This is a genomic window from Tolumonas osonensis (assembly GCF_014202415.1).
Lineage (GTDB): Bacteria > Pseudomonadota > Gammaproteobacteria > Enterobacterales > Aeromonadaceae > Tolumonas > Tolumonas osonensis.
Map to the genome: position 1 here is coordinate 118,544 of NZ_JACHGR010000003.1, position 23,934 is coordinate 142,477.

A 23,934-nucleotide genomic window follows, 5' to 3' on the forward strand; every position below is an offset into this window, starting at 1 on the left:
GTTTTCATGCATGTATCATGCGTTTCGTTTTCTTTTTCCGGTTGATGAAGAAGAAAGCAGCGCCAGTCAGAACTGAGGGAGTAAGCGTATATGAGTAGTCAGCAGATGGCCGCCGTGCCGTTAACGCACCGGATCTATGAAGATCTTTTTGCCATTGTCATTGGTACATCCATGGTTTCATTCGGTGTGATCCTGCTGAAACAGGCCGGGGCGTTGACCGGTAGTATCGCCGGACTCGCTTTTCTGCTCCATTATCTGACGCATACCGCCTTCGGTGTCTTTTTCTTCCTGCTCAATCTGCCTTTCTATTATCTGGCTATTCGCCGGATGGGCTGGCCGTTCACCATCAAGACCTTCACGGCTGTTGCGAGTGTCTCCGTGTTTTCGGAATGGCATCCCTTATTCATCCATATTGATCTGATTAATCCTTTCTATGCCGCCATCTTCGGCAATGTGCTGATGGGGGTCGGATTTATTGTCTTGTTCCGTCACAAAATGAGTCTGGGTGGTATTAATGTACTGGCACTCTATTTACAGGAAAAAGGTCTGATCAAGGCCGGCAAGCTGCAGATGCTGATTGATACGCTGGTGTTGTTTGCCTCATTCTTTATTGTCGATATGCAGATGCTGATTGCCTCGCTGATCGGGGCTTTTATCATGAACATGATTATTACGATTAATCACCGGCCGGAACGTTATCTGGGGTAAATAGCCTGATCCGTAAAAGCAGAAAGGGAGCCAACGCTCCCTTTGTCTTAATTTAAAGCACCTATTTCTTTTCAGCTTTTCCCGCCTCTGCCGGCTGATCCTGAAACAGCTCCGGTTTCAGAATAAAGTCCTCGCCCATCCGGATTTCGTCACGTAACGTTGGCAGCATCGCCTCCAGCGATGCTTTCTCTGCCTGTGTCAGCGGCCCATACGGCAATACCTTGTACCAGCCTTCTTTGCCCAGACGCATCGGTTGCGAGAAGAACCGGCTGTGCTGACTGCCACCTTCCACATAGGCGCATTCAATCACGTTCTCTTCATCCATCAGCCCACGGACGACGGCATTAATGAAACGGTATCCTGCCGCCGCCATCGCCAGTGTGGCAGATCCATTGCCGGCTTTGGCATCCACCACTTCGGTACCGGCATCCTGAATATGACGGACCAGGGCAGCCGCTTCTTCGTCAGTAAATTCAAATCCCCCCACCTGCGACATAACCGGCAGGATGGTTTGACCACTGTGGCCACCAATCACATTGACCCGAATGGTCCCTGCCGCCCGATCCAGGAATTTCGCCACAAAGGTTTCAGCCCGGATCACATCCAGCATGGTGACGCCAAAAAGTTTCTGCGGATTATAAACCCCGGCTTTTTTCAGCACTTCTGCCGCTACCGGCACCATGCTGTTCACCGGATTGGTAATAATGCAGAAACAGGCATTCGGACAAATCGCGGCACCCGTAGCAATCAGATCCCGAATAACACCGGCGTTGAATTTGAATAAATCACTGCGGTGCATACCTGGTTTGCGGGCAATACCGGCACAGATCACCACCACATTGCTGCCTTCCAATGCCAGAGGCAGATCGTTACCGGTGAAACCTTTGACCGCAACGTCGGTAGGAATATGGCTTAAATCCACCCCGATCCCCGGCGTGACCGGTGCGATGTCATACAAGGCCAGTTTAAAACCCGCCGGCAATTTCATTTTTAATAACAGAGACACCGATTGTCCTATACCACCAGCAGCACCAAGAACAGTTATTTTCATAGCAGGCTCCACAGATTTTGTTGTTGTGATGGTAGTAATCAGATCTTGCTCTTTAATGAAAATAGTAGAAAGTGGCGCCCTCTCCAAACATTGCATTATGAAGTGTGAACTGCGTTTCACTCTTTATTTTCCGGAACTGAATCGTTTAACTGATTTCTTATGTCATTTTTACATGTCGGCAAACGAAAACTGCCGCACACTTCCCGCATTCAGGTATCAATTTTTATGCAACGATCATTGAAATATATGCAGCCAGACTGCAAAATTATCCTTTTATGAACGATTCATCTCGGATTTTAAATGAAGCCCGGCGAAAAACAGGAACAACTCGTTAAAGCGTTCAAAGCCTTGTTGCGGGAAGAACGGTTCGGCTCACAGGCCGAAATCGTCACCGCGCTCAACGAAATCGGTTTTGAAAACATCAACCAGTCTAAAGTCTCCCGCATGCTGAGCCGGTTCGGCGCGGTACGTACCCGTAATGCAAAAATGGAGATGGTGTATTGTCTGCCCGTAGAACTGGGCATTCCGACCATCAACAGTCCACTGAAAAATCTGGTTCTGGATGTGGATCATAACGGCATCATTCTGGTCATTCACACGACGCCCGGTGCGGCGCAACTGATTGCCCGCATGCTGGATTCGCTGGGTAAAGCGGAAGGTATTCTCGGCACTATCGCCGGCGATGACACTATCTTCATCACGCCGACCGCCGAATCCGATATTGATGAGTTATACGACTCTGTGCTTGAGCTGTTCGAACAGACCAGTTAACTGCGTCACACCTTCCCCCTTGTCATGCGGGGGAAGGATCTCTCATTGGCAGTCTCAGCCACGATGCCCGGTTATGATTCAGCCACCTTGCCGGCATAAGGCAGGGTCACGATAAAGCTGGCGCCCCGATCCGGATTATTCCGGCATTCAATCGAACTGTGTTCCAGTTTGGCCAGGCTTTCTTTGACCAGATAAAGCCCGAGCCCCCGCTGCGTCCCTTTGGTGGAAAATCCCCGCTCAAAAATATGGGGGATCACATCCGGTGGAATGCCCTTGCCGTTATCCTTGACCACACAAAACAGCGAACCGTCCTCATAATCCAGTGCCACCGTAATGGTTGGGTCAGGAACCCCTTCCAGCGCATCTATTGCATTTTCCAGCAGATTGCCCAGCATCGTCACCAGGACATGCAATTGCTCCAGCTGGCTGGATTCGGGCAGATAGCTGTCGTCGGTGACGATCACGGTGATCCCCGCCTCCCGCGCCCGGTTGATTTTACCCAGCAGAAATCCGGCAATGACCGGATCTTTTATTTGCCGAATCAATGCACCGACATCACTCTGATACTGCCCGGCGATCCCCATGATGTAATGTTCCAGCTGATCAAAAGCCCGGATATTGACCATGCCCAGAATGACTTGCAGCTTGTTCATAAACTCGTGCGTCTGCATGCGCAGCGCTTCGGCATAATTCGACATGCCGCTCAGGCGCTGAACCAGCTGGCTGACCTCCGTCTTGTCACGAAACGACACCACGGCCCCGGCGATCTGGCCATTCACCCGTACCGGCACGCTGCTGCTCAGCAGAACAAGTCCGTTAAACTTCAGCTCTTCATCATGCCGGGCGGTTCCCGTTTGCAACACTTCCTGCAGATTCAGCAGTTTGGGCCAGCTTTTGCTGCCCTTATCCTGCAACAGTTCATTGAACGAACCACTCAGTCGTAACAGGCGTTTTGCCTCATCATTGATCAGCGTAATTTCGGACTGTGCATTGACCGCAATGACGCCCTCGCGAATCGATTGCAACATCGCACTGCGTTGTTCCAGTAAACTGGCGATTTCGGAAGGCTCCAGGCCAAACATGATTGATTTGATTTTATGCGCCAGATAAAACGCGCCGATAGCGCCAACTACCCCCCCAAACAACAACGCAATATAAGCAAATAAGAGGTTAGCAGAGATAGTGGCCTCTATTTTTTCCGTTGAAAGCCCCGCAGCGATCGCACCAACCTGCTTGCCCTGATAATAGAGCGGGCTGATCACTCGCACCGAATTTCCTAACGAGCCCATGGCTTCGGTTATAGACTCCTCTCCTCGCAGCGCTTTCTTTTCATCGCCGCCCTGAAAACGCTGGCCGATCATTTTCGGATCAGGGTGGGTATGACGGATCGCGTTCATGTCCATCACCGTGATGTAGAGCAATTCATTGTGTTTTCGGACGGATTCTATGTATTTCTGTAAGGCTTGCTGCTGCTCAGGATCATTGATCGCCGCACCCACAAACGGGGTTTCCGTCAGTGTACGTGCGACTGCCCTGGCCTTTTCTTCCAGACTGCTTTTAGTAAGGGCGGTTGATTGTGTAACAAAGATGGCATGCACCACCAGTAACACCAGCGCAATCACAGTACAAACCAGTAGCATGATTCGGGTACGAAGTTTCAAAGGAGAAGACAGTCTGAGCACCAATGCTATTCCTTTCAGAAATACAAACCGGAGGGTTCACTAAAAAAGAGAAAATCAAGATACGGGAAATGAGAGAGAAACTGTGAATGATTTTGCTCAAACGGTAAACATTTCTGAAAACCCGCTGACTATCAGGCTTTCGGAAATGCTCAGTTAAAAAATCCAGTGCCTTGCGGTCACTGGATTTTTATCTGATTTCACGTCAGTTTTCGCTGACTGAATACCAGGTGATTACTTCATCGCACAGCCAGCGCATTTCGCCTGGATCTGCTGGAAGAAATCGTTACCTTTGTCATCCACCAGAATGAATGCCGGGAAGTTTTCAACTTCGATCTTATAGATCGCTTCCATCCCCAGTTCAGGGTAAGCCACACATTCCAGACTCTTGATGCTTTCCTGCGCCAGAATCGCCGCCGGGCCACCGATACTGCCCAGATAGAAACCACCATGTTTATGGCAGGCATCGGTCACTTGCTGACTACGGTTACCTTTCGCCAGCATGATCATGCTCGCGCCATGGGATTGCAGCAGATCAACATAGGAATCCATACGACCAGCAGTCGTCGGGCCCAGTGAACCGGATGCATAACCTTCCGGAGTCTTGGCAGGGCCTGCGTAATAGATCGGGTGATCTTTCACGTATTGTGGCAGTTCCTGACCGTTATCCAGCAGCTCTTTCAGTTTGGCGTGCGCAATGTCACGGGCCACGATGATGGTACCGGACAGAGACAGACGGGTTGAAACCGGATATTGCGACAGCTGACCCAGGATCTCTTTCATCGGACGGTCCAGGTTGATCTGCACCGCTTCGCCTTCACCGGCCTGACGCAGTTCTTCCGGAATATACTGGCCCGGATTGGTTTCCAGTTTCTCGATCCAGATACCATCACGGTTGATCTTCGCTTTGATGTTACGGTCAGCCGAGCAGGAAACACCCATACCAATCGGGCAGGATGCACCGTGACGCGGCAGACGGATCACGCGAATGTCGTGCGCGAAATATTTACCACCAAACTGCGCGCCCAGACCCAGATTCTGTGCTTCTTTCAGCAGTTCCTGTTCCAGTTGAACATCACGGAACGCCTGACCGTGCGCGTTGCCTTCGGTTGGCAGACCGTCATAGTAGCGGGTAGAAGCCAGCTTCACGGTTTTCAGCGTGCTTTCCGCTGAAGTGCCACCGACAACAAAGGCGATATGATATGGCGGGCAAGCTGCGGTACCCAGTGAGCGCATTTTATCTACCAGGAACGTTTTCAGTTTTTCTGGCGTCAGCAGCGCTTTGGTTTCCTGGTACAGGTAGGTTTTGTTGGCAGAGCCACCGCCTTTGGCGATACACAGGAATTTGTATTCGTTACCATCCACGCTGTACAAATCGATTTGTGCAGGCAGGTTGGTACCTGTGTTGGTCTCTTTATACATATCCAGCGCGACGGTCTGTGAGTAGCGCAGGTTGTGTTCGGTGTAGGCATTGTAAACACCACGGGTCAGCGCGGCTTCATCGCCACCGCCGGTCCAGACGCGCTGGCCTTTCTTACCCATGATGATAGCCGTACCGGTATCCTGACAGGTCGGCAGCACACCTTTGGCAGAGATTTCAGAGTTACGCAGGAATTGCAGGGCAACGTATTTATCGTTTTCGCTGGCTTCCGGATCATGCAGGATCGCAGCAACCTGTTGCTTGTGCGAAGTACGCAGCATGAAAGAAGCATCGTAGAACGCTTGCTGCGCCAGTAAGGTCAGCGCTTCAGGCGCTACTTTCAGGACTTCCTGACCTTCAAACTCACTGACAGAAACATGATCTTTGGTCAGCAGATAGTATTCGGTGTCGTCTTTTGCGAGTGGGAACGGATCCTGGTAATAAAATGGTTTATTTGACATTGCTCTACTCTCTCATCATTTTTATGACCACCGCAGCAGAAATCTTTCTCCCTGCTTACGGCGCAGATTCAAATACAAAAACAGCCGTCCCGGTGGGTCGGCTGTTTGTTTATCAGAACATCATTGCCATCCATGGATAGCCAATGATCAGCAGTGCCGCCAGGAAAATGGCACCGAAGATAGTCCCGAGACGCCAGTAGTCTGCAGTCGGCAGATAACCACTACCGTAGTAAATCGGGCTCGGACCTGTGCCGTATGGAGTGATAATGCCCATCACGCCCAGCGAGGTCACCATCATCAGACAGAACACTTCCATATTAACACCCGGAATCGTGGCGGCGATAGTCAGTGCAGCCGGCAGCAGTGCCGTGGTGTGGGCCGTAGCGCTGGCAAACAGGTAATGCAGCAGGTAGAACGCGACCACGATCAGAATAGTAGCCACCGTTGGAGAAAATCCATTCATCAACACCCCACCTTCTTTGCCTAACCAGGCAATGAAACCGGTAGTTGATAAACCGTTCGCCAAGGCAACCAGCGTCGCAAACCAGAAGAAGGTATTCCAGGCTGGTTTGTTACCAGTAATGTCGTTCCAGTTCAGCACGCCGGTCCACAGCATCAGACCGATGATCAGCAACGCCGCCATCGCAGGTTCAATCACGGATGCCGCGAAGATCCACATGATCAGTGCCGCACAAACGAACACCAGCAGCAGCATTTCGTTACGGGACAGACGACCCAGTTTCGCCAGTTCGGCACTCGCCCAACGCGGTACTTCATCGTTAAACTTCACTTCTGGCGGATAGAAGATGTAAGCCAGCAGCGGCATGGTCAGGATCAGCAGGATACCCAGTGGCAGGAACGCCATGAACCAGTTACCCCAGGTAATATTGATACCGACGGTGCTTTTTACCAGCGCCAGGGCCAGCAGGTTCGGTGCCAGTGCCGACAGGAACATCGAGCTGGTGATACAGGTTGCAGTGATCGCCACCCACATCAGATAGGAACCGATTTTACGGGCACTTGGATCATTCGGTTTTGAACCGTACAGCGGCGGCAGGTTGGCAATGATTGGGAAAATCGTGCCGCCACTACGCGCGGTGTTTGACGGCGTGAAAGGTGCCAGCAGCAGATCAGCGAAGGTGATCGCATAACCCAGAGTCAGACTGCGGCGACCCAGATATTTCACCAGAATCAGCGCCAGACGACGACCAAACTGGGTCTTGTCGTAGCCGGCCGCGAACATGAAGGCGCCAAAGATCAGCCATACCGTGGAGTTACCAAAACCACTGACGGCCCATTTGAAGGATTCGGCGGCCAGTTTAAATTTCGGCGCCGCCATATCTTCCGGGCTGAACAACACCCACTGGCTGGCCAGGGCAATCGCGACCACACCGGTCAGGCCAATCACAGCGCCCGGCAGCGGTTCGAAAATCAGACCAACGATAACCCCTACGAAAATGGCAAAGTAATACCATGCATAGGGCTGTAATCCTTCGGGAACTGGCATCAACAACAATAGAGCCGTTACCACGAACGGTGCCAACAAAAAGAAAAGACGGTTTAGCTTACCATCTGATGCTTTACTGGCCACCTTAGTGTCAATTGAAACGCTTGCTTCACTCATAGTGTTTATCTTCAGTAGTTAATAATTCTGTATTCATGACCCATGCATGTCTTTTTCTGGCAAAGATCAAGTTTCCGTTTTGACCAGAAACCTGAATTACGCCCGACAGAGAACATGCCGACATTTATTAAAATCCGTCAGTTTTAATTATTTTAGTTTTATTACTTACATTAGTTTCAAAAGTAATGACAAATTAATTTTTTAATGATTACTGCTTTTATCGAAAATGAATAGCGGCGTCTAAAACCTATATAATCAGTATAATCATTTTTAAAAAAAACCGCAGTTGATCTTGATCATAATTTTAGAATAAGGATTAATCCACCGAGTAACAAAAGAATAAATGGCAACGCTTGTCATTTTATAAACGAGGATCGTCTTCACTGTCCAGACTAGAGTCAATCAGTTAGAAAATAGTGGCTCTATATGATTCCACGATCTATAAGGAAACCTGATTCCGATAATAAAAAACACACAACCAATTGATAATATTACAAATAATATGAATTGTTATTAATGTGTTACCAGATTGATAATTATTTATAAATAAATAAAAGGATATAATAACAAATGTGGAACATTTATTTTTAATAACAACAACAATTAATCAACAGCTATTCTTATAAACGGAAATTAGTTATTTAACTAATGTAAGCGGGTTTTAAGAGAAAAATAGAATACTATATTTCCAGTGAGCTAATTAAATTTAACCGACATTATTCAACTCTGTTTTCTGTATCGTAGAGTTAAACCCAGTTAAAAATTAGTTTTTATTGCAATAAGAATTACCCCTACACCATTCTGAAAAATAAAAAAATAATCAACGGGAACCAGTTTCTTAAATCTACCTATCTGAGTTTTTTAGTTTGGAGCTGATATTATGTACTCTAAAAATGACATTCTGAGTCCATTTACTCTTCCCAATGGCACACAACTGAAAAACCGTCTCCTGATGGCTCCAATGACCACCTGCACCGGATATTTCGACGGCAGTGTCACCAGTGAACTGGTTGACTACTATCGCGAGCGTGCAGGCAGCATCGGTACGGTAATCGTGGAATGTGGCTTTGTGGATGATCTCGGCCTGGCTTTCCCAGGTGCGATTGGTCTCGACACAGACGACAAAATCGAAGGTCTGGCGAAAATCGCCGAAGCCATCAAGTCGAAAGGTTCAAAAGCCGTGATTCAGGTTTATCACGGTGGCCGCATGGTCGAACCCACGCTGATCGGTGGCCGCACCCCGGTGGGTCCGAGCGCGATTGCCGCACCGCGTGACGGCGCAGCAACACCGGTCGAGCTGACGGGCGAAGAAGTGGACGCGATGATCACCAAGTTTGGTGAAGCAGTACGTCGCGCCATCAAAGCCGGTTTCGACGGTGTCGAAATTCACGGCGCCAACACCTACCTGATCCAGCAATTCTTCTCCCCGAACTCCAACCAGCGTGATGACCAATGGGGCGGCAGCCGTGAAAACCGCGCGCGTTTCCCACTGGCCGTGCTGGAAGTTACCCAGAAAATGGTTCGTCAGTACGCCGACCCGTCCTTCATCATCGGCTACCGTTTTTCTCCGGAAGAGCTGGAAGTACCGGGCATCCGTTTTGATGACACCATGTATCTGCTGGAAAAACTGGCAGAGCTGGGTCTGCACTACCTGCACTTCTCCATGGGTTACACCCTGCGTCCATCCATCGTTGATAAACACGATCCAACCCCGCTGATCCAGCGATACACTGCGCTGCGTTCTGAAAAACTGGCGCAGATCCCGATGATTGGCGTAGGTGGCATCGTTAACAAAGCCGATGCGGAAATCGCGATTGAACATGGCTACGATCTGGTTGCCGTGGGTAAAGCATGTATCGCCTACCCTGACTGGACAGATCGCATTGCCCGCGGTGAAACCCTGGAACTGTTCATCGACAGCACCCAGCGTGAAGCCCTGACCATTCCGGAACCGCTGTGGCGCTTCTCGCTGGTTGAGGCGATGATCCGCGATCTGAGCAGCATGCCAACCGGCAAATTCAAAAGCGGCGTCTTCCAGGAAAAAGTGCAGGACGGCGACAATGAACTGCTGATCAACGTCAACCTGGAAACCGATCGCATTGCGGATATCGCGCTGGACACTCAGGCCGATCTGGACGTGACTTTTGTCTCCAGCTTTGAAGAGATCCGGACCCGTATTCTGGATGCCAACACGCCGCACGTGGACGCCGTGTCCGGTGCCACCACACAGAGTGAAGCGGTGAAGAAAGCCGTGACCAAGGCGATGGCCAAATCCTGCAAAGCCATGGCGCTGGAAGAAGGCGGCAATCTGGAACCTGCTTGTTACGACGTGGTAGTCATTGGTAGTGGTGGCGCCGGTCTGGCTGCAGCCATTCAGGCCAGCGACCGTGATGCCAGCGTACTGATCGTCGAGAAGATGTCGACGATTGGCGGTAACACTATCAAGGCCTCTGTTGGTATGAACGCGGCCGGTACCCGTTTCCAGAAACTGAAAGGCATTGATGACTGCAAAGAGAAGTTCTATCAGGAAAGTCTGAAAGGCGGTAAAGGGATGAACAACCCTGAACTGCTGCGCAGTTTCGTTAACAACGCCCCGGAAGCGATTGAATGGCTGGCTGATCGTGGCATTGAGCTGAACGATATCACCATCACCGGCGGTATGAGCATCGATCGTACCCACCGTCCGGCAGACCGTTCTGCCGTCGGCGGTTTCCTGATCAGTGGTCTGCTGCGCAACGTGAACCAGCGCGACATCGATGTGATGCTCGATACTGACGTGACCGAAATTCTGACCGAAAACGGAGCCGTCAGCGGCCTGCGGGTGAAAAACGAAGAGAATGAAATTCTCACTATTCACACCAAGAGCATCGTGATGGCGAGTGGTGGTTTCAGCGCGAATCAGGAGATGGTGGTCAAATACCGCCCTGAACTGAAAGACTTTGTCACCACCAACCACAAAGGCGCAACCGGTTCAGGCATTGCTCTGCTGCAAAGCATCAACGCCGGCACCGTGGATATGGGTGAAATCCAGATCCACCCGACCGTGGAACAGACTACCTCCTATCTGATCTCGGAAGCGATCCGCGGCGGTGGGGCGATTCTGGTCAGCCAGAAGGGTGAACGTTTCTTCAATGAAATGGAAACCCGAGACAAGGTTTCTGCCGCGATCATCGGTTTGCCAGAACACTACGCCTACATCGTGTTCGATGAACAGGTTCGCCTGAACAACAAGGCGGCTGATGAGTATATCGGCAAAGGTTTTGTGGTGAGTGCTGATAGCCCGCGTCAGCTGGCGGACAAACTGGGTATGGACATGCATGCCTTCCTGGCCACGCTGGAACGTTACAACGTCTTTGTGGAAAAACAGCATGACGAAGATTTTGGTCGTCAGACCGCACTGCGTCATCCGATCCACGAAGGACCGTTCTACGCGATCCGCATCGCACCGGGTGTGCATCACACCATGGGCGGGGTCACCGTGAACACCAACACCGAAGTGCTGGATGTGAACAAACAGGTGATTCCGGGTGCCTTCGCTGCCGGTGAAGTCGTCGGTGGTATCCACGGTGGTAACCGTATCGGTGGTAATGCGGTTGCAGATATCATTATCTTCGGTACGATGGCAGGACGTAACGCGGCCTATCACGCACAGCGTTCATAGCCAACCGTCGTTTATACAGTGCGCTCCCGGTGAGCGCACTGATTTATCCACCCTGTCACCGGAGTGATCTCTATGTCATCACCTGAACGGGTTTACTCCTACTCCGCCGTCCTGATGGGTTCCCCCATCCTGCTCAAACTCTTCGAAGACAATCCGCAAGCCGCCAGCGCCGTTTTTCGCCTGATCAAACAGCTGGAAGATCTGCTGACCGTCAACCGTGAACATTCCCAGCTGATGGCCGTCAACCATGCTGCCGGACAGCAGCCGGTGGTAGTCAGTCGCCCGGTGTTCGAGCTGATCCGCAGAGCAAAAACCGTCAGCCTGATGGAAAACAGCTGTTTTAATCTGACGATTGGCCCACTGGTCAAACGCTGGAAAATCGGTTTTCGCGGTGACGCCGTTCCTCCGCAGGCAGAGATTCAGTCGCTGTTGCCCCTGACCCGCCCGGAGCAGGTCATTCTCGATCCACAGACCTGTGCCGTTTTTCTGACTCAGGTCGGTATGGAGATCGATCTCGGCGCAATCGCCAAAGGTTATATTGCTGATCGGGTACGGGATCTGTTGTTACAGATGGATATTCACCATGCGCTGATTAATCTGGGCGGCAATGTCCTGACGTTAGGTGCGCCGCAGCATGGCCATCAGACCGCATGGGGAATTGGCCTGCAAAAACCGTTTGCCGCGCCGGATGCGCTGATTGGCACCATTGAGGTCGCCGGCAAGTCGGTGGTGACCTCCGGCGTTTACGAGCGTTATTTTGAGCGGGATGGCAAGCTTTATCACCACATTCTGGATCCCAAAACCGGCTATCCGCTGGATAACGAGCTGCTCAGTGTCACGGTGATTTCTGACGACTCGATTGATGGCGATATCTACACGACCTTGCTGTATGGCATGGGCGTGGAAAAAAGCCTGCGTTATCTCACTACCGTACCACACATTGAGGCAATTTTTGTCACCAGAACCGGTCAGGTGATCCTCTCATCACAGCGCCAGTTCCGCTTCACGTTACAGGATAACGACTACCATCTGGTGTAATCTGCCAGGCTCCGGCAGCGGTTAGTCCTGCGCATACTGTTTTAACTGAGCATGCTGTTCCGGCTGTAAACGGTAGCGATAAACCGGTCTGCCGGTCACGCCGTAATGGACACTGGTGTGCAGGATCTTGATCTCTTCCAGCCAGACCAGATATTTACGACAGGAGACACGGGAAATCAGCACTGAACTTGCCAGATCTTCGGTTGAAAACTCAGTGTCGGCATGTTCATCAATCCACTGACAAATGGTGCGCAGGGTCTGGACGGTCAGGCCTTTCGGTAACCGTTTGGCTTCACCTTCCGGACGCGGCGCCTGCGCCGGGGTACCGTGGATGATGCGATCCAGTTCCGACTGCTGATAATTCTGCTGATTGTCCATCAGCACCTTTTTCTTTGCCCAGTTGGTTAATGCTTCCTCAAACCGGGCAAACTGGAAAGGCTTGATCAGATAATCGACCACACCATAATGCAGTGATTTCTTGATGGTGTCCGCATCGGACGCGGAAGAAATCATGATCACATCAATCGGACGCTGCACACTGCGCAGCACCGGCAGCAGATCCAGCCCATTATCCTGCTGCATATAGACATCCAGCAGAATCAGATCGATGGGATGCTGAGGGTTCAGTACCAGCGCCTTCGCCTGTTCCAGGGTTGAGGCAACCCCACAACATTGAAATTCCCGGAGCTGGGAGACATAGCGGTGGTTGAGCTCGGCAACCATGGCATCATCATCGACAATTAAAACATTGAACACAGGCTTTTCCTCTCGCGATTCCAAGCCAATTTTACAAAAAAAACGAGGAAAACGCTCGATATCCCTATCCTAGATAGAGCATGCAAGTCACTGTTTCAGAATAAAACCGGTCTTCAGCCCTGTTTCCCCCGGAAGATCACCGGCTGATGCGGTCGTAAGCGTAATGAGACAGCCGAGGTACTGATAGGCATCGAATCCGCGTGCCAGGCGTCCCAGTCCATCCCCTGCCAGTGAATACGGCAATGAGCATGTGTGCCGAGAAAATGCTGTTCGATTAACCGGCCGTCGCCCCCTTCCACAATTTCAAGCCATTGCGGGCGGATAAACATCATCAGATCGGCGTGAGCCGGCACCTGATTCACCGGGATGACGCCCCACGGGGTGAGCACCGATCGATCACTCTGGCGGGTCACGGGGACAAGGTTTCCCCGGCCCAGAAACTCAGCCACATACAGGTTGGCCGGCTGATGATAGACGGCGCTGGCCTCCCCTTGCTGGACGATGTTGCCTTGCTGAAACACCGCCAGCTCATCGGCCAGACTAAACGCCTCTTCCTTATTGTGTGTCACAAAAATCGCGGTGATGTGCTGCGATTTCAGTAATTCGCGGATCTCGCGGATCAACGGGATCCGTAACTGACTGTCGATATTGGAAAACGGCTCATCCAGCAACATCAGTTTCGGCCGACAGACCAGTGACCGCGCTATCGCCACCCGCTGCTGCTGGCCACCGGAGAGCTCATGCGGATAACGTTTGTCCATGCCAGACAGCCCGACAATAGCTAAAGTAGAGGCAATGCGTTCTTCGGCTTCCTGTTTTTTCAACCGCAGTGGCCGTAACCCGAACATCAGGTTGTCATGCACCGTCATGTGCGGAAACAGCGCATAATCCTGAAAGATAAAACCCACACCGCGTTCTTCCGGATCCAGACCACGGTGACCATTCTGCACCTGCTGGCCATGCAGATAGATCTGGCCGTGATCGATCGGGATCAACCCCGAAATCGCTTTCAGCAAGGTGGTTTTGCCACAGCCACTCGGGCCGAGCAGCGCCAGGATTTTCCTTTCTTCCAGAACCAGGGAAACATTCTGCAAAATGGCCTGTTCCTGATACCCGCACTGCAGATTATGAATTTCAATGGCGTTCATGTGATTCCCCGTTCCAGCGAGCGGTTAAAGAAGATCAGTGGTAGCAATCCGACCAGCACAATCATCAGCGCCGGAAACGCGCCCGGCTGTAGCTGCTCGGTTTTGACATATTGATAAACGATGGTCGGCAGAGTTTCGAAGTTAAACGGCCGCAATAACAAGGCGGCGGGTAACTCCTTCATGGATTCAATAAAGATCAGCACCACGCCGGCCATGATACCGCGCCACATCAGCGGCAAATGTACCCGGGCAAACATGCGTGACGGGTAATAACCCAGACTGCGACTCACCATATCCAGACTGAAGGAAATACGGGCCAGCGACCCCTCCTGGCTGCCGATGGCAACAGCGATAAAACGCACCACATAGGCGCACACCAGCGCGAAAATGGTCCCGGTCAGGATCAGGCCCGGCTCTTCCCCGCCCCATGAGGCAATCACGTCATTCAGCAGAAAATCGCCCAGGGTGAACGGGATCAGAATCCCAATCGCCAGTACCGTCCCCGGCATGGCATAGCCAATACCGGCCAGTTGCAGCACCTGAATGACCGGTTTATCCGGCAACAGGCGTCGGGTCAGCACCAGCGGCAAGGCCAGAATGGCGGCCAGCGCAGCCACTGCCAGCGCGATCTTGAGGCTATTAAAACTGTAACGCAGCAGATCCTGCCAATCCTGCTCCGCGACAGCTGAAAAGGCGTAATCCAGCAACACCAGCACCGGCAGGAAAAAGCCCAGCAACACCAGCAGCCAGCAATAGCCCTGTGCCAGCCAAAGTTTTCGTCCGGTCAGTCGCGGGCGGCTGCTTAACGGAACGCCATTTCCTTTCTGAAAGATCTGCTGGCGGCGACGGCTCATCTTTTCCAGCAGGATCAGAAGCACCACCATCGAAATCAGACAAACCGACAGCTGGGCGGCGGAAGGCAGACTGCCATAACCCAGCCAGGCATCGGTGATCGCGGTGGTGAGCGTATTCACGGCAAAATAGGAGACGGTGCCAAAATCGGCCAGCGTTTCCATCGCCACCAGCGTCATGGCACCAATTAAGGCAGGGCGGACCAGTGGCAGACTGATACGGAAAAAACGTTGCCACGGATTGGCGCCGAGCATCCGGCCGGCATCCTGCAGATTGATCGATTGTTCCAGAAATCCGGCTCGGGTCAGCAGATAGACATAGGGATAGAGCACCAGAGCCAGCATGACGGCGGCACCGCCCAGGGTACGCAGCTCCGGGAACCAGTAGTCGGCAGAGGATTGCCAGCTAAACAGGTTGCGCAGCTGGATTTGCAGCCAGCCGGTGTAATCCAGCAGATCGGTATAGATATAGGCCACGACATAGGCTGGCATCGCCAGCGGCAGGATCAGGGCCCATTCCAGATAGCGATGACCAGGTAACTGATAATTCGCCAGCAGCCAGCCACACGGTAACCCCAGCAAGACTGCGAGCAGAACCACCAGCGTGACCAGTGCCAGCGAATTGAAAAGATAGGTGGGTAATACGGTCTGCCAGAGCTGTTGCAGCAAACCGGCATCCGCACTGAAGGCTTCAATCACTAAAGCCATCACAGGTGAAAACAGCAGCAGAGCCAAGGCTCCGCTACCGATTAACCAGCGACGATGGCGTACAACAGCCATTAGATATCCTTACAGATCGAATTTAACCTTATCAATCAATGCGATTGCCTGTTTGCGATAAGAGGCAATCTGAGCCACTGGCAGCGCATCCGGCTTGAACTCACCCCACGATGCGACCAGTTTGGATGGGGCAACGCCCGCTTTCACCGGATATTCCATATTCAGCTCAGCATACATTTGCTGAGCCTTGTCCGCCGAGAGGAATTCCATCAGTTTGACTGCCGCGTCCTTGTTCTTGGCGTATTTGGTCATCACCACGCCACTCACGTTGACATGCGCACCGCGATCTTTCTGGTTCGGGAAGTTGATATACACGGCGTCAGCCCAGGATTTCTGTTCCTCATCCTGCAACATTTTGCCCAGGTAATAGCTGTTACCCAGAGACAGGTCACATACGCCTTCCTTGATGGCTTTGACCTGATCACGGTCATTGCCCTGAGGTTTACGCGCCAGGTTGGCTTTCAGCCCTTCCAGCCATTGTTCCGCTTTCGATTCGCCGTGATGCGCAATCATGGAAGCGACTAACGCAACGTTATAGGCATTCTTACCGCTGCGGGTACAGATCTTGCCCTTGAATTTCTCGTCAGCCAGAGATTCATAGGTAATGTCTTCCGGCTTGCCGATACGGTCTTTGGAGGTGTAAATATTGCGGACCCGGGTGGTCAGCGCAAACCAGCGGTTGTCCGGATCGCGGTATTGGGCGGGAATATTGCTATTCAGCGTCTGGCTGTCAACCGGCTGTACCAGATCCTGTTCGACCAGCTCCATCAGACGGCTGATATCCACGGTCAGCACCAGATCAGCCGGTGTATGTTTACCTTCACGGGCCAGACGTTCCGCCAGTCCATCCTCGGCATACACCATGTTGACCTTGATATCCTGTTCTTTTTCAAACTCTTTAATAATCGGATCAATCAGATAAGCCTGACGGGAAGAATAAACATTAATCTCTTCTGCCGCCTGAACAGAGCCAGCAACCAGTAAAGCCAATAACGCGATCTTTTTCATTACGTATCCATCCAACCAATGAGAATAATTATCATAAAGATATGATAACAAATCTCATTTGTAAATAAATGAAAATAAATCTCGTTATTATTGAATTTATAATTCGGTTTTACTGAGAGAAAAGCCGGGTATTCAGGTGATGGATGAACAGGTGGCAACAAAAAAGGGACCCTTAAGGTCCCAACATGTCTGGACGAACAAACCGAATTCGGATCAGATGGCTTCGCCATCCACTTCGCCGGTACGGATACGCACGACGTGCGCCAGGTCGTACACGAAAATCTTGCCGTCACCAATTTTACCGGTATAAGCGGCTTTGCTGATGGCTTCAATAATGCTTTCAACGTTCTCATCAGAAGTGGCGATATCCAGCTTCACTTTCGGCAGAAAATCGACCTGATATTCGGCACCACGATACAGCTCGGTGTGACCTTTCTGACGGCCAAACCCTTTCACTTCGGACACGGTCATACCGTCCACACCGAGTGCCGCAACGGCTTCACGCACGTCATCCAGTTTGAACGGTTTAATGATTGCACTGATAAGTTTCATAGTTAAACTCCCACTCCCTGGTTAATTGGGCTTGAGTGAAACAATTCAATGTCTGTGCCATCTATTTAATATCGTTATATTTTATATAGTTACGATGCAAATCCGATGACTGATAAACATTAATCTGTTTATTTATGCACCCAGGCTTCGCAATGCAACAAAAACGCCCCAAAAAGGGGCGTCATTGTGGGTCATTTTCCTGCTATTGTTCGCTGATAAATTCCCGCCAGGCCAGCAGCAACTGTTCAAAATCATCCAGCCCGCAGGCAGCGAACAATTCATCGTCGTAATAACTCAATCCAGCTTCGTTATCTTCCATCTGCGTTTCAAATTGCAGCTCCAGCGCGTTGACCGTCGCGGCCTCCTGATCCAGATGCAGACAAAATGCATTTCCCGTTACCGTATGATCATCACCGCCATGCAGTAATCGTGCGGTTATTTTAAGCAGCTCATTACAGCGGGCCACATCCGCGCCCAACTCATCGGTCAGCCAGAAACCGAAGGCTTCATGCCCCATTGAGAGGTTAGCCCGGCAGCGGCCATCAATATCCCGGACAAACTCATGATCCATATCTAATGCTCCTGAACAGCGGCAATACGGGTCACTCCTTTTACCATTCAGCCTGTCAGCAGAGGCTGCGTTTGCCTTATTTAGCTTCTGTATTAACAATAGTTGAAACTTGTTCTTCTTAACCAAAAAAGAAGGGCAAGTCCGTGACTTGCCCTTCAGAACCGCGTAAACCGCAGCTTATGCCGGGATCTGCAGGATCACTTTGTCAGCTTTCTGGGTGTAGCTGGCAATCTGATCGAAGTTCAGATAACGGTAAACATCTGCCGCCATCGCATCCAGCTCTTTCGCGTAAGCCAGATACTCTTCGGTCGTCGGGATACGACCCAGGATCGCCGCCACGGAGGCCAGTTCTGCCGATGCCAGATAGACATTGGCGCCCTGACCCAGACGGTTCGGGAAGTTACGGGTCGAGGTCGAAACCACAGTCGCACCATCTGCCACACGTGCCTGGTTACCCATACACAGTGAACAGCCCGGAATTTCGATACGCGCACCAACGCGACCGAAAATGCCGTAGTAACCTTCTTCGGTCAGCTGGTCTTTATCCATCTTGGTTGGCGGGGCAATCCACAGACGGGTATTTAACTGGCCTTTGAACTGGTTCAGCAGTTTACCGGCAGCACGGAAGTGGCCGATGTTGGTCATGCAGGAACCGATGAACACTTCGTCGATGTTGTCACCCGCAACGGTGGACAGCAGACGCGCATCATCCGGATCGTTCGGCGCACACAGGATCGGCTCTTTGATCGCGTTCATGTCGATCTCGATCACCGCCGCATATTCTGCGTCTGCATCCGCTTCCATCAGTTTCGGATCCGCCAGCCATTCCTGCATACCGGCGATACGGCGCTCGATGGTACGTGGATCGCCGTAACCTTCGGCCAGCATCCATTTCAGCATCACGATGTTGGAGTTCAGGTATTCAGCGATTGGCTCTTTGTCCAGCTTGATGGTACAGCCCGCTGCAGAACGTTCTGCACTCGCATCCGCCAGTTCAAACGCCTGTTCCACTTTCAGCTGTGGCAGACCTTCGATTTCCAGAATACGGCCGGAGAAGATGTTTTTCTTGCCCGCTTTCTCAACGGTCAGCAAGCCCATCTGAATAGCCTGATAAGGGATCGCATGCACCAGATCACGCAGCGTGATACCCGGTTGCAGTTCGCCTTTGAAGCGTACCAGTACGGATTCCGGCATATCCAGCGGCATCACGCCGGTTGCGGCAGCGAACGCCACCAGACCAGAACCAGCCGGGAAGGAAACACCGATTGGGAAACGGGTATGTGAGTCACCACCAGTACCAACAGTATCCGGCAACAGCATACGGTTCAGCCAGCTATGGATAACACCATCGCCCGGACGCAGTGAGACACCGCCACGGTTCATGATGAAATCAGGCAGTGTGTGGTGCGTCTGCACGTCCACTGGTTTTGGATAAGCCGCAGTGTGACAGAAAGACTGCATCACCAGATCCGCCGAGAAGCCCAGACAGGCCAGATCTTTCAGCTCGTCACGGGTCATCGGGCCGGTGGTATCCTGCGAACCCACGGTGGTCATCTTCGGCTCACAGTAAGTGCCAGGACGAATGCCGGCTACGCCGCACGCTTTACCCACCATTTTCTGCGCCAGAGTGTAACCTTTACCGGTATCAGCCACTGGTTTCGGACGATTGAAGACGTCGGAATGACCCAGACCCAGCGCTTCACGCGCCTTGTCCGTCAGACCACGACCCACGATCAGCGGGATACGGCCACCCGCACGGACTTCGTCCAGCAACACATCGGTTTTCAGCTCGAAAGTGGCAATCACTTCGTCGCTGCCATGACGGGTCACTTTGCCTTCGTATGGATACACGTCGATGATATCGCCGGTGTCCATCTTGCTGACATCCAGCTCGATTGGCAGTGCGCCCGCATCTTCCATTGTGTTAAAGAAAATCGGTGCAATTTTGCCGCCCAGCACGAAACCGCCGGCACGTTTGTTTGGTACGTTCGGAATATCGTCGCCCATGAACCACAGCACGGAGTTGGTCGCGGACTTACGGGAAGAACCGGTACCGACGACGTCGCCCACGTATACCAGCGGGAAACCTTTCTGTTTCAGCGCTTCCAGTGCCTTGATCGGGCCAACCACACCTTCCTGATCGGCAGTAATGCCAGGACGGCTGTTTTTCAGCATCGCCAGCGCATGCAGCGGAATATCAGGACGTGACCAGGCATCCTGTGCCGGGGACAGGTCATCGGTATTGGTTTCACCGGTGACTTTGAATACGGTCAGCGTGACTTTGTCCGCCAGCTTCGGACGGTTCAGATACCATTCGGCATTTGCCCAGGACTCCATCACCTGTTTGGCGTAAGCATTGCCGGCTTTGACCTTTTCCTGCACATCGTGGAAAGAATCAAACAGCAGCAGAGTATGAGACAGTGCTTTTGCCGCAATCGGTGCCAGCTTGGCGTCATCCAGCAGATCGATCAGCGGCTGAATGTTGTAACCGCCCTGCATGGTGCCCAGCAGTTCAGTCGCTTTTTCCGCGCTGACCACCGGAGAGGTAACTTCGCCTTTGGCGACCGCAGCCAGGAAACCCGCTTTCACATAAGCGGCTTCATCCACTCCCGGCGGAACGCGATCAGCCAGCAGTTCCAGCAGGAATGCTTCTTCACCTGCCGGTGGGTTTTTCAGTAATTCAACCAGTGCAGCAACCTGTTCGGCTGATAATGGTTTTGGCGCAACACCCTGCGCAGCACGTTCCGCGACGTGTTGACGATAGTTTTCCAGCACAATGCACTCCTCTTTCGAAAATCAGCCCCGCCGCTCTTCCCTGAACAGTTTTCAGTGGCTTAACTCGGCTTTATTAAGCAATACGGGGACCACTATAGTGAATTTATATGCAAATTAGAAACATATCTGCTAATCAGCAGCGACCTTTTTTCGCCTGACCTGGCGGGCAGAATCGGCCACTACCGGCAGGATATGCAGGGGACTGATCACCCAAAATCACACGTGCGCCACCTACATCCACATCAGCCCGGTTAACACGAACCGGATGATAAGGATCGGCACAACCAACCATCACAATTGCTGCAACTGCCAATGCAAAATACGACATGTTTTTCACAGGAGTGTTCCTCTGTAGTTGTTATTGTTACTAACCGGCTAAGCATAATCGTTACCAACCAAAAAAACACCAACCGGTAATTAACGAAGAAAAAATTTCGTGCTCTGATCCTGCCGGACTGTCATACCGATGGCCTTTCACGAAGTAGTCAGCAATTGACGCTAAAGCTATACTTAACGAAATACGAATTTCAGATTCTATTGCGGTCAGGCGAGCTAAAGTAAGCCCTGTCCGGTTTTATATAAGGACAGTGTCATGTTGTATTCGGTTTTGGCGATCAGTATCGGCGCCTCGTTTGGCGCGGTCAGCCGCTGGCTGCTGGGATTAGGGTTTAATGCCTTGTTCCCGACAATTCCGCCCGGCACGCTGCTGGCGAATCTGCTGGGGGGCTATCTGATCGGCATCGCAGTGAGCTTTTTCGCCGCTAATCCGCATCTGCCACCGGAATGGCGTTTGCTGGTGATCACCGGTTTTCTGGGCGGCCTGACCACCTTTTCTACCTTCTCGGCAGAAGTGACCACGCTGTTACAGCAAGGCCGCCTGCTCTGGGCCGGTGGCGCCATCGCCGTCCATGTGACGGGTTCTCTGCTGATGACGCTCCTTGGTATGGCAACCATGAGTTTCTTGCAACGCAGCTGATGACAATATAACGGATGACTGATCATCCGGGAGGTGTTTATGCAAGGCTTCAAACTGACGTTTTTTACCCAGCAGGATCGTACCGTGCATGGTCAGTCACTGGCGTTATGGTTGATCCAGCAAGCGAAGGAAATCGGTATTCGTGGCGCCACCCTCTCTGCCGCTACGGAAGGCTTTGGTCATGATAAAAAACTGCACTCCGCACATTTCTTTGAACTGGCGGAACAACCGTTGCAGGTCACGATGGCTGTTACAGAAGAGGAAGCCGGACAGGTGTTTGCTTTGCTGAAACAAGAAAACATCAACATTTTCTACACACAGGCGGCGATTGAATTCGGTATGTCCGGAGAGCGTTGATAGCCCGGCGCTCTCCGGTGAGCAGATTATTCCAGCTTGTCGATCCCCAGCGACTTCAGTACAACCCGTTCATAAATCGGCTCGGTATCCCCGGTTTGCATCTTGTGCAGGAAATACTTTTCAAAGGCCACTTTGGCCAGATGTACCCATTTTCCTTTTTTGAACCAAGCAACGTTACGCGGCGGGATCTGCGGCATCGCCACAAACGCAGCACCCGTGTCCCCCATGTCGGCCAGACAAATCGCATTCCAGGTGGCCTTGGCGCTGGGTTGTGCGCCTTCCAGTTCGGCTTTGATATTCAGCGTCAGCGCCCGCACCATGGATTCAATCATATAACCAGTTTTGGGTACGCCGGTCGGTACCGGTGTTGCTTTCGGCGGTGCAATCGCGATACAGACCCCGGCCGCATAAATCTGCGGATATTTCGGGTTACGCTGATGTTCATCCACAATCACAAAACCACGCGGATTAACCAGACCGTCAATCCCCCGTAACGGTGCGATCCCACGGAAAGCCGGCAGCATCATGCTGTGTTTATACGGCAGACTGTGATGTTTTCTGACATTGCCATCTTCGTCCAGTTCATCAATTTCTATCTTGCCATCGACGATACCGACCGTTTTGGCATTACAGATCCATTGAATATCCCGCTGGCGCAGTTCGCTTTCCAGCATGCCTTTGGAATCGCCCACCCCGTTCAGCCCCAGGTGTCCGATATAGGGTTCACTGGTGACAAAGGTCATCGGTACCGATTTTCTGACCTTTTTATCACGCAGGTGTTTATCCAGAATAAAGGCATATTCATAGGCCGGACCGAAACAGGAAGCGCCCGGCATGGCGCCGACTACAACAGGCCCCGGCTCTTCAATCAGGGCATGCACGCTGTCCCGGCAGTGTTCGGCATGGCTCAGCGTACAGACACTGACGGTGCCCCCTGCATCCGGCCCCGCGCCTGGAATTTCATCAAAGGCCAGTTCCGGCCCGGTACAGAGCACCAGAAAGTCATAATCCAGGGTTTGTCCGTCGGTTAACGTGATTTGCTTTTGTTCTGCCTGCAGCGCCTGCAGACCGGAGGCAATAAACCGGATTCCTTTCTTGCTGACATAAGGTTCGATAGGGAGCGAGGTTTCTTTGCGCTGCCGCCAGTCAACAGCAATCCAGGGATTAGAGGGGGTAAATTCAAAATCAGGCTTGTTATTGATCAGGATGACGTCGTGCGCGTTACCCAGTTCTGCCTTAATTTCATAGGCCGCCGACATGCCACCTAAACCGGCGCCAATTACAATCACAGTCGCCATTATTTTATCTCCGCTTCTTCAGCTCCAAGCCAGATGCCGATCACTGTTTTTGGCAGAGTAAATACCTTTCCGCTGGCGGGAACTGTCTTAACTATTCAACGGGTATGGCTGGTGATCACGGCGATCACTTCAGCCCCATTTTTCTGAAAAACATTTCTGCCGGGCAGAATCCGGTAAACGCACTTTGCAGCAGGTTGGCACCCACAAACAGCGTCAGTAACACAAACCATGGGCTTACCCAGTATGTCAGCGCCACAGAAAGTAAAACCATGATACCGGCAAATGCACGTACAGCTTTATCTGCAGTCATAATGCACTCCTGTAAGAATCAATCCATATTACCTGATTAAGTATTAATCGCTTTCATCGGACCCGCCACTGCCTCGGCAATAAAGATTCAAACAGCGCGATTTTCTGCTATATACGGCCGAACAGTTCTAAACTTCTAT

Annotated in this window: 20 protein-coding genes; 6 read left to right on the plus strand and 14 right to left on the minus strand. The window is 51.8% G+C overall.

What is annotated here, in order from left to right:
* Window positions 1-90: 90 nt before the first annotated feature.
* Window positions 91-708 carry a YitT family protein gene (locus tag HNR75_RS05040; protein ID WP_223157781.1) on the plus strand — a complete coding sequence of 206 codons (618 nt, stop codon included), beginning with the start codon at window positions 91-93 and terminating at the stop codon, window positions 706-708.
* Window positions 709-769: 61 nt separating this feature from the next.
* Here HNR75_RS05040 and mdh read toward each other — a convergent pair whose 3' ends face one another.
* Window positions 770-1,759 (minus strand): malate dehydrogenase, encoded by a 990-nt coding sequence (gene mdh / locus HNR75_RS05045; RefSeq protein ID WP_188025921.1) that lies wholly within the window; start codon window positions 1,757-1,759, stop codon window positions 770-772.
* 300 nt (window positions 1,760-2,059) lie between these two features.
* Between mdh and argR the strand changes: the two genes are divergently transcribed.
* Entirely contained in the window at window positions 2,060-2,530 is a 471-nt protein-coding gene (gene argR / locus HNR75_RS05050) for a transcriptional regulator ArgR (RefSeq protein WP_188025922.1), read from the plus strand.
* A gap of 71 nt (window positions 2,531-2,601) precedes the next feature.
* On the opposite strand, the gene dcuS is transcribed toward argR, so the two are convergent.
* The 3 genes from dcuS to HNR75_RS05065 all read right to left on the minus strand — a co-directional run bounded on the left by dcuS (window position 2,602) and on the right by HNR75_RS05065 (window position 7,714).
* On the minus strand, window positions 2,602-4,212 hold the full coding sequence (gene dcuS, locus HNR75_RS05055; RefSeq protein WP_188025923.1) for a DcuS/MalK family sensor histidine kinase: 1,611 nt from the start codon (window positions 4,210-4,212) through the stop codon (window positions 2,602-2,604).
* A gap of 231 nt (window positions 4,213-4,443) precedes the next feature.
* Window positions 4,444-6,090, minus strand: a complete 1,647-nt coding sequence (gene fumA, locus HNR75_RS05060) for a class I fumarate hydratase FumA (RefSeq protein ID WP_188025924.1) — start codon at window positions 6,088-6,090, stop codon at window positions 4,444-4,446.
* 112 nt (window positions 6,091-6,202) lie between these two features.
* On the minus strand, window positions 6,203-7,714 hold the full coding sequence (locus tag HNR75_RS05065; RefSeq protein ID WP_188025925.1) for an anion permease: 1,512 nt from the start codon (window positions 7,712-7,714) through the stop codon (window positions 6,203-6,205).
* 880 nt (window positions 7,715-8,594) lie between these two features.
* Here HNR75_RS05065 and HNR75_RS05070 point away from each other — a divergent pair.
* Together HNR75_RS05070 and HNR75_RS05075 are read left to right on the plus strand one after the other, a co-directional pair.
* On the plus strand, window positions 8,595-11,375 hold the full coding sequence (locus tag HNR75_RS05070) for a flavocytochrome c (protein ID WP_188025926.1): 2,781 nt from the start codon (window positions 8,595-8,597) through the stop codon (window positions 11,373-11,375).
* A 72-nt stretch (window positions 11,376-11,447) separates the two neighbouring features.
* Window positions 11,448-12,413 (plus strand): FAD:protein FMN transferase, encoded by a 966-nt coding sequence (locus tag HNR75_RS05075; protein ID WP_188025927.1) that lies wholly within the window; start codon window positions 11,448-11,450, stop codon window positions 12,411-12,413.
* Between the two features lie 21 nt (window positions 12,414-12,434).
* Here the strand turns inward: HNR75_RS05075 and dcuR are convergent, their stop codons facing one another.
* The 8 genes from dcuR to HNR75_RS05115 all read right to left on the minus strand — a co-directional run bounded on the left by dcuR (window position 12,435) and on the right by HNR75_RS05115 (window position 21,182).
* The gene (gene dcuR / locus HNR75_RS05080) at window positions 12,435-13,169 is read right to left on the minus strand and encodes a two-component system response regulator DcuR (protein WP_188025928.1); all 735 of its coding nucleotides are present in this window, start codon (window positions 13,167-13,169) and stop codon (window positions 12,435-12,437) included.
* A gap of 113 nt (window positions 13,170-13,282) precedes the next feature.
* Window positions 13,283-14,317 (minus strand): ABC transporter ATP-binding protein, encoded by a 1,035-nt coding sequence (locus HNR75_RS05085; RefSeq protein WP_188025929.1) that lies wholly within the window; start codon window positions 14,315-14,317, stop codon window positions 13,283-13,285.
* Window positions 14,314-15,948 carry an ABC transporter permease gene (locus HNR75_RS05090; protein WP_188025930.1) on the minus strand — a complete coding sequence of 545 codons (1,635 nt, stop codon included), beginning with the start codon at window positions 15,946-15,948 and terminating at the stop codon, window positions 14,314-14,316. The genes HNR75_RS05085 and HNR75_RS05090 overlap by 4 nt, the downstream gene beginning before the upstream one ends.
* A 9-nt stretch (window positions 15,949-15,957) precedes the next feature.
* Window positions 15,958-16,956, minus strand: a complete 999-nt coding sequence (locus HNR75_RS05095) for a Fe(3+) ABC transporter substrate-binding protein (RefSeq protein ID WP_188025931.1) — start codon at window positions 16,954-16,956, stop codon at window positions 15,958-15,960.
* 213 nt (window positions 16,957-17,169) lie between these two features.
* The gene (gene glnK / locus HNR75_RS05100) at window positions 17,170-17,508 is read right to left on the minus strand and encodes a P-II family nitrogen regulator (RefSeq protein ID WP_188025932.1); all 339 of its coding nucleotides are present in this window, start codon (window positions 17,506-17,508) and stop codon (window positions 17,170-17,172) included.
* A gap of 202 nt (window positions 17,509-17,710) precedes the next feature.
* Window positions 17,711-18,079, minus strand: coding sequence for a YacL family protein (locus HNR75_RS05105; RefSeq protein ID WP_188025933.1), 369 nt, complete (start codon window positions 18,077-18,079; stop codon window positions 17,711-17,713).
* A 177-nt stretch (window positions 18,080-18,256) separates the two neighbouring features.
* Window positions 18,257-20,854, minus strand: a complete 2,598-nt coding sequence (acnB, locus tag HNR75_RS05110) for a bifunctional aconitate hydratase 2/2-methylisocitrate dehydratase (RefSeq protein WP_188025934.1) — start codon at window positions 20,852-20,854, stop codon at window positions 18,257-18,259.
* 133 nt (window positions 20,855-20,987) lie between these two features.
* Complete coding sequence (locus tag HNR75_RS05115) at window positions 20,988-21,182, minus strand: hypothetical protein (protein ID WP_246358764.1); 195 nt, start codon at window positions 21,180-21,182, stop codon at window positions 20,988-20,990.
* A 264-nt stretch (window positions 21,183-21,446) separates the two neighbouring features.
* On the opposite strand from HNR75_RS05115, the gene crcB reads away from it, so the two are divergent.
* Together crcB and HNR75_RS05125 are read left to right on the plus strand one after the other, a co-directional pair.
* A complete protein-coding gene (gene crcB, locus HNR75_RS05120; protein ID WP_188025935.1) occupies window positions 21,447-21,830 on the plus strand; it encodes a fluoride efflux transporter CrcB in 384 nt (127 codons plus the stop codon).
* A 39-nt stretch (window positions 21,831-21,869) separates the two neighbouring features.
* Window positions 21,870-22,187, plus strand: a complete 318-nt coding sequence (locus HNR75_RS05125) for a DUF190 domain-containing protein (RefSeq protein WP_188025936.1) — start codon at window positions 21,870-21,872, stop codon at window positions 22,185-22,187.
* A gap of 26 nt (window positions 22,188-22,213) precedes the next feature.
* On the opposite strand, the gene HNR75_RS05130 is transcribed toward HNR75_RS05125, so the two are convergent.
* Both HNR75_RS05130 and HNR75_RS05135 read right to left on the minus strand, forming a co-directional pair.
* A complete protein-coding gene (locus HNR75_RS05130) occupies window positions 22,214-23,485 on the minus strand; it encodes an NAD(P)/FAD-dependent oxidoreductase (protein ID WP_188025937.1) in 1,272 nt (423 codons plus the stop codon).
* A 124-nt stretch (window positions 23,486-23,609) separates the two neighbouring features.
* Window positions 23,610-23,795, minus strand: coding sequence for a YgaP family membrane protein (locus tag HNR75_RS05135; RefSeq protein WP_015879610.1), 186 nt, complete (start codon window positions 23,793-23,795; stop codon window positions 23,610-23,612).
* Window positions 23,796-23,934: the final 139 nt, after the last annotated feature.